Source organism: Leptospira venezuelensis (assembly GCF_002150035.1).
Taxonomy (GTDB): Bacteria; Spirochaetota; Leptospiria; order Leptospirales; family Leptospiraceae; genus Leptospira_B; species Leptospira_B venezuelensis.
This window is the reverse complement of the sequence record NZ_NETS01000010.1, coordinates 775,798-789,291: the sequence shown is the minus strand read 5'-3', so window position 1 is coordinate 789,291 and position 13,494 is coordinate 775,798. Positions and strand designations below refer to the sequence as shown.

16 protein-coding genes are annotated in these 13,494 nt (G+C 38.8%); 10 read left to right on the top strand and 6 right to left on the bottom strand.

The features are described 5' to 3' along the window. Positions 1-23: 23 nt before the first annotated feature. Complete coding sequence (locus B1C82_RS10950; protein WP_157894123.1) at positions 24-1,346, bottom strand: SH3 domain-containing protein; 1,323 nt, start codon at positions 1,344-1,346, stop codon at positions 24-26. A gap of 110 nt (positions 1,347-1,456) precedes the next feature. Here B1C82_RS10950 and lenA point away from each other — a divergent pair, with 110 nt between their 5' ends. Continuing rightward, positions 1,457-2,209, top strand: a complete 753-nt coding sequence (gene lenA, locus B1C82_RS10945; protein WP_086447601.1) for a lipoprotein LenA — start codon at positions 1,457-1,459, stop codon at positions 2,207-2,209. A 112-nt stretch (positions 2,210-2,321) separates the two neighbouring features. Here the strand turns inward: lenA and B1C82_RS10940 are convergent, their stop codons facing one another. Next, on the bottom strand, positions 2,322-2,903 hold the full coding sequence (locus B1C82_RS10940) for a lipoprotein LipL21 (protein ID WP_086448570.1): 582 nt from the start codon (positions 2,901-2,903) through the stop codon (positions 2,322-2,324). A 100-nt stretch (positions 2,904-3,003) separates the two neighbouring features. Next, complete coding sequence (locus B1C82_RS10935) at positions 3,004-3,558, bottom strand: lipoprotein LipL21 (protein WP_086447600.1); 555 nt, start codon at positions 3,556-3,558, stop codon at positions 3,004-3,006. 134 nt (positions 3,559-3,692) lie between these two features. On the opposite strand from B1C82_RS10935, the gene B1C82_RS10930 reads away from it, so the two are divergent. Further along, entirely contained in the window at positions 3,693-5,267 is a 1,575-nt protein-coding gene (locus B1C82_RS10930; RefSeq protein WP_086448569.1) for an LIC10012 family protein, read from the top strand. 7 nt (positions 5,268-5,274) lie between these two features. Then, entirely contained in the window at positions 5,275-6,171 is an 897-nt protein-coding gene (locus B1C82_RS10925) for an AAA-type ATPase lid domain-containing protein (protein ID WP_086447599.1), read from the top strand. Here B1C82_RS10925 and B1C82_RS10920 read toward each other — a convergent pair. After that, positions 6,116-7,219 (bottom strand): DNA polymerase III subunit delta, encoded by a 1,104-nt coding sequence (locus B1C82_RS10920; protein WP_086447598.1) that lies wholly within the window; start codon positions 7,217-7,219, stop codon positions 6,116-6,118. The two genes, B1C82_RS10925 and B1C82_RS10920, sit on opposite strands and share 56 nt — an antisense overlap. Before the next feature lie 94 nt (positions 7,220-7,313). Between B1C82_RS10920 and B1C82_RS10915 the strand changes: the two genes are divergently transcribed. Further along, on the top strand, positions 7,314-7,535 hold the full coding sequence (locus tag B1C82_RS10915; RefSeq protein WP_086447597.1) for a hypothetical protein: 222 nt from the start codon (positions 7,314-7,316) through the stop codon (positions 7,533-7,535). 24 nt (positions 7,536-7,559) lie between these two features. On the opposite strand, the gene B1C82_RS10910 is transcribed toward B1C82_RS10915, so the two are convergent. Next, positions 7,560-8,114, bottom strand: a complete 555-nt coding sequence (locus B1C82_RS10910) for a nucleoside triphosphate pyrophosphatase (RefSeq protein WP_086447596.1) — start codon at positions 8,112-8,114, stop codon at positions 7,560-7,562. Between the two features lie 72 nt (positions 8,115-8,186). On the opposite strand from B1C82_RS10910, the gene B1C82_RS10905 reads away from it, so the two are divergent. Genes B1C82_RS10905 through B1C82_RS10885 form a run of 5 tightly spaced genes read left to right on the top strand, consistent with a single transcriptional unit; the run spans position 8,187 to position 11,966 of the window. Further along, positions 8,187-9,065 (top strand): hypothetical protein, encoded by an 879-nt coding sequence (locus B1C82_RS10905; protein ID WP_086448568.1) that lies wholly within the window; start codon positions 8,187-8,189, stop codon positions 9,063-9,065. 38 nt (positions 9,066-9,103) lie between these two features. Continuing rightward, positions 9,104-9,607, top strand: coding sequence for a hypothetical protein (locus B1C82_RS10900; protein WP_086447595.1), 504 nt, complete (start codon positions 9,104-9,106; stop codon positions 9,605-9,607). Further along, positions 9,604-10,347 (top strand): SDR family NAD(P)-dependent oxidoreductase, encoded by a 744-nt coding sequence (locus B1C82_RS10895; protein ID WP_086447594.1) that lies wholly within the window; start codon positions 9,604-9,606, stop codon positions 10,345-10,347. Before B1C82_RS10900 ends, B1C82_RS10895 begins: the two co-directional genes overlap by 4 nt. Then, positions 10,344-10,961: an L-threonylcarbamoyladenylate synthase gene (locus B1C82_RS10890; protein WP_086447593.1), complete on the top strand. Its 618-nt coding sequence runs from the start codon at positions 10,344-10,346 to the stop codon at positions 10,959-10,961. Before B1C82_RS10895 ends, B1C82_RS10890 begins: the two co-directional genes overlap by 4 nt. A 15-nt stretch (positions 10,962-10,976) precedes the next feature. Continuing rightward, positions 10,977-11,966, top strand: a complete 990-nt coding sequence (locus tag B1C82_RS10885) for an aldo/keto reductase (protein ID WP_086447592.1) — start codon at positions 10,977-10,979, stop codon at positions 11,964-11,966. A 14-nt stretch (positions 11,967-11,980) separates the two neighbouring features. Here B1C82_RS10885 and B1C82_RS10880 read toward each other — a convergent pair whose 3' ends face one another. Beyond that, the gene (locus B1C82_RS10880; protein ID WP_086448567.1) at positions 11,981-12,343 is read right to left on the bottom strand and encodes an arsenate reductase family protein; all 363 of its coding nucleotides are present in this window, start codon (positions 12,341-12,343) and stop codon (positions 11,981-11,983) included. Between the two features lie 133 nt (positions 12,344-12,476). Between B1C82_RS10880 and fliG the strand changes: the two genes are divergently transcribed. Next, positions 12,477-13,490, top strand: coding sequence for a flagellar motor switch protein FliG (gene fliG / locus B1C82_RS10875; RefSeq protein WP_008589915.1), 1,014 nt, complete (start codon positions 12,477-12,479; stop codon positions 13,488-13,490). Positions 13,491-13,494: the final 4 nt, after the last annotated feature.

Here is a 13,494-nt window from a genome sequence, read left to right as displayed (position 1 = left end):
GATTCTTAGTATATTGGTATGAATTAATCTGGAATAAGTTTTCCTTTTACCAATTTATAATTATATTCCTTCCTGGTTTCTCCCTCACATAAACCGGTTTTTTCAGTAATTGTCTTATATGAATAGTCGATCGAAGAACATTCGTCTGTGTTTTGGATCAGTAAATCAAAAGTACTACCGTTAAATCTATAAATTTTGGTATAAGAATATCCACTTCTGCCTTCCGAATAGGAAGAAACTAGCTCGGGAATTCCATCTTCATCAATATCTGTCGTTTCAACGTTCGTGAAATCACCTTCCAGTAATGTGTAGTTTGTTCCGTCTTTTAAGAAGAAATATTTTGTGGAATAAGTAGAATATTCGGATTTATTTACATCACTATGAGAAACTAGGTAAAGAGCTCTTTTTCCAAATACAGTTTCTTCATAGCTAGTATTTTCAAAGTCGGTTTCTTTAGAGATATTTTTGATAATCGCCTCTGCTAACTTCTTATCAAAAGTAGAAGGTAAATGTCTAAGCGATAAGGTAGCATAGTCCGGATAAGTTTTGAGAAATTCCGACCCTACATAAATATTAGTTTTCCCGAAGCTGTAGAAAACTTTTCCTTTGGGAGTTATTACTTTATTCTCGAATTGAAAAGATCCACCTAAACTAGGAAGGCTTGAAGGTTTTTTAGAAAAATTAAATTTTCCTGCTTCGAATCTATATACTACATTCGGGGTTCCAGTCAATTCTGCCCATCCAGCATCGCTAATAACTAGGTTTTCAATCGCTTTTAATTCTTCAGCAGTAGCTCCTCGCATTAAAAAAGCAGAATATGCATAACCTGACTTTCCATCTGGACTTTTGATTTGCAGCCATGAGCCGGACTTGCCTTCTATCTTTACTTCTTGCTTGGATTCGTTTTGAATTTCTACCAAGGTCTTAGCAGTAAGTTTTCCAATAACTTTTGCTTTCAGGCTAGGTTGTTCTCTGACTTGGAGCGGGTTTGCAGTGACTAACGCAAATCTTCCATTTGCTGGAGGCAGAAAGGTTGAAATATTAGATTTAACGATCTCTTCGTCATAGGAAAGATAACCGGAACCCTTAGGGCTGGATATTTTATACCATAATAATCTGGAACCGACTTCTTTATCGGGAATTTCCGACTCAATTACTTCGTAATTGGCAGAGGAGTTGATTTGGCCGACTTTTTTGCTCTTTGCAGTTGGTTTTTCGTATAAAGATACAGTGTTTCCGGTTACAAAACCAAAACCTTTAACCCCTGCTGAGGCACAGGAAAAGAGAAAAGAAATAAGGACGAAATGAAAAAAAAAGACCGTGTTGAAGCTCTTAACGTATTTCATAAAATAAGAAAACCACATATTAGCCACCAAGTTATTTTCTTTAGATTGAGATTGACAAGAATTTTTCATAGTAAGCTGATTATGGATTTCCTTAAGGAGGACAAATTTAAATGAAACTAGGTAAACAACTCTCAAGCTCTGTTATAGTATTGGCTCTTATATTATTCTCTGCTTGCAAAAAGCAGGAAGAAGCGCCTGTGGCTCAAGTTATAGGCACAAAATACTCAGGTTGGGATCAGTGGATCTATAAAAAGCCGGGAACGGCTGACAAAGCCGAACAACTCACCCTTGTTTATGGAAATGAAGAAGTTAGCGGATTAGAAGTAGTGAATCACGAAAGTACAGACGCAAAAGGTGTTAAAACAACTGTAGAATACCTAAAAGTTAAAACTGTAGACGGAAAAGAAGGTTACGGTCTTTCCAAAAACTTCTTCGATGCAGTTCTTTTCGTAGTAGGTCCAGGTGATAACGCATTTGCTAAGAATTCCTTAACTTCTCCTTCTAAAGGAAAATTGGAAAAAGGAATGTCTTGCTTTGAATTAGAGGCAAGCGGCGATTTTTCTAAAGTTCGTTGTTATTCTTCTATAGTGAAGGGTGGAAAATTGGAAACTTTATATGATGTTTGGATCCAAGGAGCTTCTTCTAATATTTCCAGAGATCCTATTTTGGGAGACAGTATCCGAAATTTGAAATCTGCTAGTAACAAATTAATTGAAGCTAGTAAGTCGACAGATCCTGCAAAGCAAGAAGAGTTGAAAACTGCAGCTGCAAAAGCTTTGAAATCAGTTGCTGAGAAGGGCGACGTGTATTTGGAAGATGCAAATAACATTGCTACTGAATACGGACTAACAATAACAGAGTAATTTCGAGAACTCTGAAACGATTATTCTAAATTAGAATTCTGAAATCGAAACCCGGAGGCATCTCGTTCCGGGTTTTTTTATTCTAGCTGGACTAAGAACTAAAATAAAGTTACTATTTTCCTGCCTCTTTCATTCTTTCAATCAGAGCGTCGCGTCCACCTGGGACTTTAATATAAATAATGCATAAACATTCTTCCCAATTGTCTTTGGAAACATCATTAGGATCTGAACCCGGTCCTGTCGCTTTACATTCATAAATTTTTGGACTACGAAATAAGGATGCAGACACAGAGGGATTACAGTCGGTAGATAAAACATAAGAAACTGCTCCGCGTTCATACTCACTATAAGTAATCCATTCGGATGGTTCAGAGTCACTTATCATTTTTCTCGTTATATTGGACGCCCCTTGTAAGCGAGCATTTTCACGACAGGTAGATTGCATCATTATAGGGTTTTTTTTCGCAATAGCTTTAATCGATGCATTAGAGGAGTATTTTATATAGAAATATTCTTTTGGATTTGTATCCCTTGGAGTTTTACCATTGCTTCCTTGTTCAGGCGGTGGTCCACCCCAACCTTGGAAAGACCAGTCATCTTTACTAACGGAGTTAACGTCTTTTTGAGCTATAGTCGAACCGCAGTAGGTAAGTAATGCAACAGTCACCACAATCGCTATAAATTTCTTGATTATCATTTTCTACATATTCTTCTATCGTGTAAAAATAAAAAACCCCACCAAATAGGCGGGGTTTTCCATTTCAGTTAGAGTAGAAACTCAAACTGACTTAATATTATTTACCAACTTCTTGAGCTTTAGCTACGAGAGCGTCGCGTCCACCTGGAAATTTAGCGTAAATAACACACTGGCATTCTTCCCAGTTGTCTTTAGAAACATCATTAGGATCGGAACCTGGACCAGTAGCTTTACACTCGTAAACTCCTACTCCTTTAACGATACCTGCAGAAGTACCAACGATAACGGAAGCAGTTGCTTCACCGTCGGAAACTCCGGATGCGGATTCAACAGTCTCACCGACCATTTTTTTAACAACGTCGGAAGCACCTTGTAAGCGAGAAGCTTCACGGCAAGTAGACTGCATCATAGCGAGACTTTTTTTCGCAACAGCTTTAGCAGATGCGCGAGAAGCGAACTTCATGTAATAATAGTCTTTAGGATTGGTATCTCTTGGAGTTTTACCGTCGTTTCTTTGCTCAGGTGGTCCACCCCAGCCTTCGAAAGACCATCCTCCGTCGCCAACAGAAGTAGCGTCTTTTTGAGCGGTATTTGCTCCGCAATAGGTAAGTAATGCAGCAGACAGTGCAATAACGATTACTTTCTTGATCATCATTTTCTCCTTGATCAGATGGAATTGAGGAATATATCCATTAAACGGATTCCGCAAGCCATTTTTTAATGAATACGTTTAAAATTAAAAGCAGCCAACTTTTTGGTAAAAAAATAATTATTCGCAGCGCACAATTGTCAAAAAATTTCCGAAATTATCTTTTTGTTCTGCTAACTCTGGCGGCTAGCGACGCAATAGCGACGACAGTTGTATTTCTTCCTGGAAATTGGGAAGGACAAGTTCCAGGGTCAATAGAAGGAACTGGAGAAAGACCTTACGAATTGGCAAAACTAGGCCAGTTTTATGCAACTAGGATCTATTCTCTTCAGATTAAAGAGCAACTCTCCTCTAATTCAGATCCGGAAATAAAAGATTTTCTGATCCCTCAGGTTTCTAGAGAAAAATTTAAACAAACTTGTTCCAGACTTAAACCTGATTATGTAGTGCGAGATCAATTATCCATTGAGGAAAAGATCAGGATAGATCGCTCTGTGTATGATTGTAACCTTTCTAAAATGGAAGAATACTCCACCATAGGAAAAAAGGATCTATTCGCTACACTAGAGAAGTTGACCAAGGATTCCTTTCCTTTGGTTCCCAAGAAAAAAATAAAAGAATATCCTAGAGAATCTTCCAGAGCCGCAAAGTCACAGATCATTGTTCTTGATTCTTCTTATTCTTATACGCCAGAAAGAAAAGAATTTATGTCGCAATTAGAAGCCATCTCTTGGCAACCCGAAACAAAATTTCGCTTAGCTGTTTTTAGTGAGAATGGCTCGAAAGTATTTCCGGAATCTAGTCGTTCAGAACTTATCAAACAATGGAAAGATTTTAAATCGGAGGGAAAATCTAATACTCAAGATCTTACGAATGCCCTTCTTCAATTAAGAAGGATTCTAAGTTCAGAAGATTCTCCAGGAAAGAAGAAGCAAAGAATGATCACCATTCTTACGAACGCCAAAGCTTCTAATTCAATCAGCGGGTATGGCGCTGCGATCGAGGGTTTGAATCAGATAGGTGCTAAAGTTTCTATTATATATTCCTCTTATGCAGGTCCAGAAGCACGTAGGGAACATAAAGAAGCAGCAAAAAGAGGAGCAGAATTCAGAGAAGTTTCCTATTACCAGAGAATTGTAACTTCTAGAGATTCTAAAACTTTGGTATTCAAAGAAGGAAAATTATACACCACTTCGGCTTCTCCTGATCCAAATATGAAAATGGAGGACTCTTCTCTCGAAAAAGTGGAGTTTGCAGGTAAGTATTCCCTAGGAGAATTCTTAAATCCGTGGAGTTTAGGAAGTATTTATGAAGAAGTAAAGAAGGAGAAAGTCCTCACTTCTGAGCCGGTCCACAGTAATTTCGCATTATTATTCTCTTCTTCTGTAAGTGAAGCTTCCAATTCAGAATATTTCGGAAATTTTCCGAAGGTTTTAGTCAAATCAGGGTCTAAGGCGTTCTGGATCCGAGTCCCAAACGTTTCCGGATTTTCAGAAGGAAAAAAAGGAGTGTGGGCGGTTACGTTTCTTTCATCCTCTTTTTCTTCGGAGGGGGTCGAAGTAATACCGGATTCGTTAGAACGATATACTCTCTCGAGTGCTAAAATTTTGGAATGTGATCCTTCCGTTGCTCGAAATTATTTGAGAAATACGGAAAAATTCAAATTCGATTGTTTAGTAAAGGGAGAGATCCTGGAAGTTTCTCAACCGTAGCAGAGCCATGGAAGAATCTAATTTTATTGCATTATCCCCTTCTACCCGGAAAATTCTGGATCGTATGAAACAAGCGGTCTCTTCCGATTTACCGATCTTGTTTTTAGGAGAATCGGGAACCGGAAAAAGTTATTTAGGTTACTTGTTTCATTCCTACTGTAAGGACAGGTTTCCGCAGTATCAGGTTTTCGATTTTTCAGTTTCCGAATCGGAGGAAGAGACTTCAGAGATCTTTTCTAAATTAGACGGCAAAGTCGGAGTTACGTTTTTTTTAGAAGCGATCTCCAATCTGAATCCGAGTTTTCAGGTACAACTTTTACAAAAGATCCGCAATGAAAAAGGAAAGAATAGATACTTACTTTCTGACCAACCCGATCTTCTAGAAAAAGTAAAGTCTGGCCGATTACAAGAATCTTTGATGACTGAGATACAAACTCTTCAAGTCAAAATTCCAACGCTAAGAGATAGAAAGGAGGATATTCCTCCTTTGACCCGATTCTTTCTAGATCTGATTGGTAAAAGATATAATCGTAAGAATATTAAAATTTCTGAAAAGTTAGGAAAGTTCCTATTAGAGTATGATTATCCGGGTAATCTTCATCAGTTAAAGAATCTTTTAGAAGCAATGGTCTCAATGCATAATGTGAAGACATTGGATACAAAACATCTTCCTCCTGAATTATTCGAAACTGGATATAAGCAGAATGATAATCTTACAGTTCGTACAGGAATACCGCTCAGAGATTATGAGAGAGAAATTATTAGACGTAATTTGATCTTAGTAAACGGAAATAGAGAAAAAGCAGCAAGAATATTAGGAATTTCTGAAAGAACAATTTATAGAAAGATCACCGAGTTCGAACTGTTCGATTCCGAGGATGGAAAAAGTCCTCCATCTTCCTGAAGAAGTAATATACAGTTTCTTCCTTTTCGGAACTGGTTTTAATCTTTTGGTTCATTTCCATTAGGAATTCGTACAGTTCTTTGATTTCCAAATCGTTAAATGCGGAGCTTTCCTTTCTGAGTCTTTTGAACGTATGATTCTTTCGAGCGGGCGAATAAGCGCCGATCCCAAGTAGGTCTGATTGCTCTTTTTCGCTCAGGACTTTATCATACATTCTAAGGATAATTTTATAGATCCTTAATTTATCCAGATGATCTTTAACTAAGGATAGGAAGATAAGAAGCGAGTCCTTACCTATTTTAAATTTGGAAAATTCTCTGGAAAATCTTCCGTAATCTTTTTCGAAAAAATATTCTACTATTTCCGAAGAACTGAACTCTGAACTTTGGAAGAGTACTTCTTTTAGATCCGCTAGATTGAAACTTTTTTTACCTAGGTATAGTTTCAATTTTTCTAAGTTCTTTAAGTATGCTCCGGCACTTGGATTTACTTTGAGTAAAAATTCTTCTTCTGCTTCGTTATCTAATTTAACTTCTACTTCTTTAGCGGCTCTTAAAAAGGCTTCCTTTCTTTTATCGGGAAATATTTTAGAAGATTTAAAATGAGAAACCTTATCCCCAAATATAGAAACTAATTCTTTTGGAAGATCCCAATGATCGTAATGAATAAGAATACGTACAGTTTCTGGAACTGAAAAAGATTTGGGAGAAGTTTTAGATTTAGTCTTTCCCAACCAAGGTTTGAAAAACGTAACTCCAGATTTGATGATAAATAATTTTTGCGCAGCGAACATATCCAGGTTTCCTGCTTCGTTCTGAAAGTTTTCCAGATCTCCTGGCTCCGCAACAAATACTACTATCTCATAAGGATCTGCACTTTTTTTATAAGCCGCCTTATAGAGATCACTTACAACACCAAATTCGTAAGAATCCTGAGAGACCACAAATAGTATCTGAGGTAAAGATTCCAGGCTTGGTTTGGTCTTGTGTAGAAAATCGATCAGATTTTCATACGAATTTGAGACTTTGGTATCGGCCACGGAAATCATTCTGGAAGGTTTTCATAGGTAGTCAAGCGGATGATCCGATTCTTTTTCTAAAGTAGATCGCAGATTTTTCCGATCTTTTAGTTAGGTTATCCCTATGAGAATCAGCGACGGCGTCCAAAGAATTTCTGCCCAAGAGGATTATCTTACTTATATCAAACCGATCTTAAATCAATCAAGGGTACCTGCGATCGAACCGATTCGCCAAAGGGATTTTTCAGATTTAGGAAAATCTTTAAAACTATATGGCCCGGAAGGAAGTTCAGCAGCTCAGGAGTCCTCAGCTTCTAAGGGTCGATTCCTAGACCTTTACGTTTAATTCACCTTCTTCTCAAATAAATACTTAGAGAAACCTACTCCAAAGAGAATGGTATAAGAAAAATTTCCGGATCGGAAACCCTAAAATATTCGAGTAAGATCCTTTAAAATTTTTTGCAGGTGAATTTGGATCTTGGATGCCGTAAGATCCAGCTTTGTCATACGGTTTGCAAATTTTAATATATTCTAAAATTTCAGATTTATTCCAAGGATGGAATTCTACTTCTGAAACATCATAATTAAAAATTTTCTCATCCTTGGTCATTATCCCTAGTCCTGAGTAGACCTCATGCGTCTTTCCAGAAAGTTCTGAGATCATAGAAAATGCTTCTGCTTCGTCCGCAGGTTTTTGTAGGATCTTATTTTGAAAAACTACGATTGTATCCGAAGCTAAGATTACATCTTCGGAATTCTTTGACTCTGGTCCAAGTTTTGCCAAGGTCACTCTTTCTAAATAACGAACGGGTGTTTCTTCATGAAGACTTGTCTCGTCTACGGGCAAGGGTAGGATTTGAAAATCTAATCCTAAGGATTGTAAGATCTCTTTTCTTCTAGGAGACTGGGATCTCAGAATGAGCATATATCCATTCTGAAAGAAAAGCCTTGCCAGACACTCCTTTTCCCGGTATCAATGTTCGCACGGATCAAACCAATGAATTTATTTCTTAGATCATTCATCTCCATACGAACCCTAATATCGGTAATTCTTATCTCGCTTGCGGCTTTCACTTCTTCTTATTCCCAAGAAGCTAAGAAAGTTGCTCCGAATGATAGTCCGGAGACCAAACCGACTAACTTGAATATAGATCCTAAATCCAAAGCGTATTCTTTGCGTAAAAAATCTTGGATTTCCTTAAGATATCTTAGAACTAGTCTTTTAAATTTTGGGAAGAAGGCAGATTGGGACGCTTGTCTCGCAGATTATTCGAAAGCAGAATCTTCTTTTCAAAGAGGTGAATGGGAACCTGCCGGAAATCAATTTCAAACTTTAAAAACAAAACTGGATCAACTTGCGGAAGCTCAAGCAAAAGAAGTGTTCAATCGTTCAGACGCATTGGAGAAGGATATCCAACCTAAGGTTGTAGATCTGAAACTAAATACAGACGCACCAGGCAAACAGTATATTCCTGTAATGGAAAAACATCTTCAGATCTATAGAGATACTTGGCAGGCAGCGAAGTTAGAAAGAGAAATAGGAAACCAAGGACAAAATTTATATTTTGCAAAACAAGGCCTCCTACAACTTTATAAAGCAAAGATTCTTCTAGAAAAATCCAAAGAAGGAAAGCTGGAATCGGAAGAGAAACTTACTAAGAACAAAGTTTTAGAAACAGACTATTTAACTCCCGAAGAGGTAAAATACTGGGACGATTGTTTGGAAGTATTGAACGAATCAGAAGAGAAAAATCGCCAAAAAGAAAAACAAGCAATCCTAAGCGTTTACCAATCTCGGACTGGAAAAAAACCGGGCGATGGTAAAAACAACGCAGGCACAGCTAATCCACCTGTAAGCGGCGACGGTAAAAAGTAAGGGCCTTTCAGGATTTTTTCCGAAAGTTAGAATAGAATATGAAATTTTCTAAAATTATCTTCCTTCTATTCTTTCTTTTCTCTGTTTCTTGCCGAGGTTTCAATTTACAAAACTTCAAGAACCATACATTCGAGAACACTTGCGATTGGTTCGATCTATTCTGTGACAAGATAGTTGTAACTCCGGATCTTTCCGACTGCGATCCATTTCATGAAGAATACGAAGGATATTCTCATTATATAGATCGTGGAGTTTTAAAGAACGATTATAAAATAGAAGAAGAAGCGAAACAAGAAAAGGAACCTAATGATCCTACGGAACCTGTTCCTAAGAAAAAAGAGAAGATCAAAGCAACCAATACGGATTATGGGAACAACATGAGAATAGATTCTAAAAAACTATTCGAAAGATATGATATTTCCGCAGGTAGAAGATCCGACAAAGACAAATCCAAGCACCCTTGTGGTGTTTTGCAAAATGGCAACAAACCTAAAGTGTATTATTCGGAACCTAAAACCAATGAAAAGGGAGGAGAATTTTGAAAAACGTATTCGATTTAACTGGCAAATCTGTATTAGTAACGGGAGCTACGAGGGGGATCGGAAGACAGATCGCTCAAGGATTTTTGGATGCAGGTGCAACAGTGTATGGAACTGGGTCTTCCGCGGAGTCCATCAAACGTTTAGAAGGTAGCGGAATCGAGGCATTCGCGGCGGATATTCGCCAACCGGGAGCAATGGATTCTGTTATCGAAACATTGAGTAAAAAACATGGTAAGTTGGATGTGCTTGTAAATAACGCAGGAGTAGCTACCAATCTCCCTGCAGGTTTTTTTAAAGAAGAAGACATACAAAACGTGACACAAACCAATTTTGTGGGAGTGTTTCGTGCAAGTCAGGCATACTATAAAATACATAAGAAAAAAGGCGGGAACATTATCAATATCGCCTCAGTCCTAGGTATGGTCGGTACTAAATTTGCGTCCGTTTATTGTGGAACAAAAGGTGCAGTAATTAATATGACCAAGGCCCTCGCGGTGGAATGGGCAGGTTCCGGATACAGAGTGAACGCGATCTGTCCGGGATTTATAGATACGGACATGACGGAAATGATCAAGGAAAGACCCGAAGTATTGGAGCAAATGAAAGCAAGGATCCCAATGTCTAGATTAGGCAGACCGGAAGATCTTGCTGGCGCTGCAGTCTTCTTAGCTTCGGATGCGGCAGCTTACGTTACTGGTCAGACTATCGTCGTGGACGGAGGTGTTACTTCCGGTATATGATATTAGAATTACATCCCCAAAATCCTGAGAAAAGGATCCTCGGACAAATTTCCAAAAAATTATCCGAGGGAGGGGTGTATGTATTTCCTACCGATACAGTTTACGGTTTAATTGCAGACTCTCAGTCACATGCTGGAGTCGAAAAATTATACAAACTAAAAAACATTTCTAAGAACCAACCTCTTTCCTTACTCTGCGCGGATATTTCTACTGCGTCCAATTATATGGAACAACTCTCCAACGAAGCGTTCCGTTTGATGAAAAGAATCACTCCTGGACCTTATACGTTCGTGGTTAAAGCGAATAAACATCTTCCTAGAGTTTCTTTCTCGAATCAAAAAGATAAGAATATAGGTATAAGAATTCCTGATTCAAAATATCTGCAGGCTTTGATGGAGCTTCATCCAAATCCTCTTACTTCTACTTCCGTATTTTTTAAAGATGAGTTCGTGACCGATGTGGACATGATCGAAAAAGAATATGGTACCAAAGTAGATGGGATTATAGATGGAGGAATTCTAGAACTCGAATTATCTACCATTCTGGATTGCACCGGCGATGGAATTTCCATCTTAAGAGAGGGCAAGGGGATGGAAAAGATTAACTCACTTTAACCTCTGGAGACAATCATGCAAAATAGACAATTGGGAAAGATAGGCCCGCTCGTATCCGAACAAGGATTGGGTTGTATGGGAATGTCTGATTTTTATGGAAAAACTGATGATGCGGAATCTATCGCAACCATACATCGTGCGATCGAACTCGGAATTACACTATTCGACACGGCCGACATGTATGGCCCTCATATAAATGAAGAACTTTTAGGAAAAGCGATCAAAGGTAAAAGAGATAAGTTGGTAATTGCCACTAAGTTTGGGATAGTAAGAGATCCAAACGATCCTTATAAAAGAGGATACAACGGAAAACCTGAATATGTAAAAGCAGCCTGCGAAGGAAGTTTAAAACGTTTAGGAGTGGATACTATCGATCTATATTACCAACACAGAGTAGATCCAGATACTCCGATCGAAGAAACTGTAGGTGCAATGGCGGATTTAGTAAAACAGGGAAAAGTAAAATACATAGGACTTTCCGAAGCTGGGATCGATACAATCAAAAGAGCTGCTAAAGTTCATCCTATCTCTGCATTACAGACTGAATATTCTCTTTGGACTAGAGATCCTGAAGATGGCATCTTGCAAACTTGCAGAGATCTTGGAATCGGTTTCGTGGCTTATAGTCCACTGGGCAGAGGATTTTTAACAGGACAGATCCAGAAATTCGAAGATCTGGATCCAAATGATTTTAGAAGAAACTCACCTCGTTTCCAAGGAGAGAATTTCCAAAAGAATTTAGAACTTGTCGCTAAGATCAAAGAGATCGCTAACGAAAAATCTGTTACTGCGGGACAACTTGCTTTGGCATGGGTTCTTGCTCAGGGACAAGATATAGTTCCGATCGCTGGAACCAAAAGACGCAAGTATTTGGAAGAGAATATTGGCGGAAGTTCGATCAAACTATCTAAAGAAGATTTAGATAGGATCAATTCAGTAGCTCCTAAAGATGTAGCTGCCGGACTACGTTATCCGGCTACTAGCATGGGTTCCGTAGGAAGATAATCTATCTGGAAGGCCTATTTAGTTTTTAGAGTGGCCTTCCATTCTTCTTCTTTAAAGCCTACGAGTCCGAAATTTTCTCCCAATACAAAAGGTCTTTTTACGAGGTTTCCATTCCCGGAAAGTAGTTCGAACTGCTCATCGAGGCTCATTTTGGAAAGTTTGTCTTTGAGTCCTAGTTCCTTATAATCTCCGCCGGAAGTGTTGAATAATTTTTTTGAGTCACCGCCTACATAACCCAGCATTTTTTTGAGTTCCGCCTTGGTCGGCGGGGTTTCCCGGATTGCCTTCTTGTCGAAGTCGATCTTCTTACCTTCCAAGAATTTTAAGGCGTTTCTGCATGTGCTGCAGTTTTTGTATTCGTAAACTTTTAACTTCACGGTTGGATCTCCTACAAAGCTTTCTCTTCCCAAATTCGGAATTTATGTCGTCTTTGCAAGTAGGAACCGACAAAAAAACTTTACCTTGAAAATGGAAAGTTTTGCCGATAGTATTCCTTAGGACGCGCTCAAAGTGCTGAATAAAAAGACCTCTCTAACCGGAAGACAAAAAGCGGCCATTTTTCTAATCGCCGTAGGGTCCGACGTATCTTCGGAAATTTTCAAACATCTACGTGAAGACGAGATCGAACAAATCACGTTCGAGATCGCACGTTTAGATAAGATCACTCCAGAGGATAAGGAGAAGGTTCTCGTAGAATTCAACGAGCTTATGATGGCTCAGGAATTCATTTCGAATGGAGGTATCGACTTTGCTAGGGGACTATTAGAGAAAGCTCTTGGTAACCAAAAGGCGATCGATATTATCAACCGACTCACTTCGAGTTTGCAGGTTCGTCCTTTCGACTTTATTCGTAGAACTGACCCTCAGCACTTATTAAACTTTATCCAGAACGAACACCCTCAAACAATCGCATTAATTTTATCTTATTTAGATCCTCAGAAAGCGTCTAGCATTCTATCAGGATTACCACATACGATCCAAGCGGAAGTTGCAAAAAGGATCGCTACAATGGACCGAGTTTCTCCGGATGTTCTTCGAGAAGTGGAACGGGTGTTAGAAAGAAAGCTTTCCACATTGGCGAGTGAGGATTATACATCTGCGGGTGGTATCGACTCAGTGGTTGAAATTTTGAACCTTGTGGACAGGGGAACTGAGAAGACAATCATCGAAGCTCTGGAAGAAGAAGATCCTGAACTTGCGGAAGAGATCAAAAAGAGAATGTTCGTATTCGAGGATATCGTACTACTCGATGACCGCGCTATTCAAAAAGTATTGAGAGAAGTGGATAACTCAGATCTTGCAAAAGCTCTCAAGTCTGTGGATACAGAAGTTCAAGAAAAGATCTTCAAGAACATGTCCAAACGTGCAGCGAACCTACTCCGAGAGGATATGGACTTTATGGGGCCAATTCGTATTAAAGACGTGGAAGACGCTCAGCAAAAAATCGTTAACATCATACGTAAGCTGGAAGAATCCGGAGACATCGTAGTCGCACGTGCTGGCGAAGACGAACTCGTTATGTGAGGTC

Coding starts and splice junctions, on each gene's coding strand:
- B1C82_RS10950 (WP_157894123.1), bottom strand. CDS start 1,346: ATGAAATACGTTAAGAGCTTCAACACGGTCTTTTTTTTTCATTTCGTC.
- lenA (WP_086447601.1), top strand. CDS start 1,457: ATGAAACTAGGTAAACAACTCTCAAGCTCTGTTATAGTATTGGCTCTT.
- B1C82_RS10935 (WP_086447600.1), bottom strand. CDS start 3,558: ATGATCAAGAAAGTAATCGTTATTGCACTGTCTGCTGCATTACTTACC.
- B1C82_RS10925 (WP_086447599.1), top strand. CDS start 5,275: ATGGAAGAATCTAATTTTATTGCATTATCCCCTTCTACCCGGAAAATT.
- B1C82_RS10920 (WP_086447598.1), bottom strand. CDS start 7,219: ATGATTTCCGTGGCCGATACCAAAGTCTCAAATTCGTATGAAAATCTG.
- B1C82_RS10915 (WP_086447597.1), top strand. CDS start 7,314: ATGAGAATCAGCGACGGCGTCCAAAGAATTTCTGCCCAAGAGGATTAT.
- B1C82_RS10910 (WP_086447596.1), bottom strand. CDS start 8,114: ATGCTCATTCTGAGATCCCAGTCTCCTAGAAGAAAAGAGATCTTACAA.
- B1C82_RS10905 (WP_086448568.1), top strand. CDS start 8,187: ATGAATTTATTTCTTAGATCATTCATCTCCATACGAACCCTAATATCG.
- B1C82_RS10900 (WP_086447595.1), top strand. CDS start 9,104: ATGAAATTTTCTAAAATTATCTTCCTTCTATTCTTTCTTTTCTCTGTT.
- B1C82_RS10890 (WP_086447593.1), top strand. CDS start 10,344: ATGATATTAGAATTACATCCCCAAAATCCTGAGAAAAGGATCCTCGGA.
- B1C82_RS10885 (WP_086447592.1), top strand. CDS start 10,977: ATGCAAAATAGACAATTGGGAAAGATAGGCCCGCTCGTATCCGAACAA.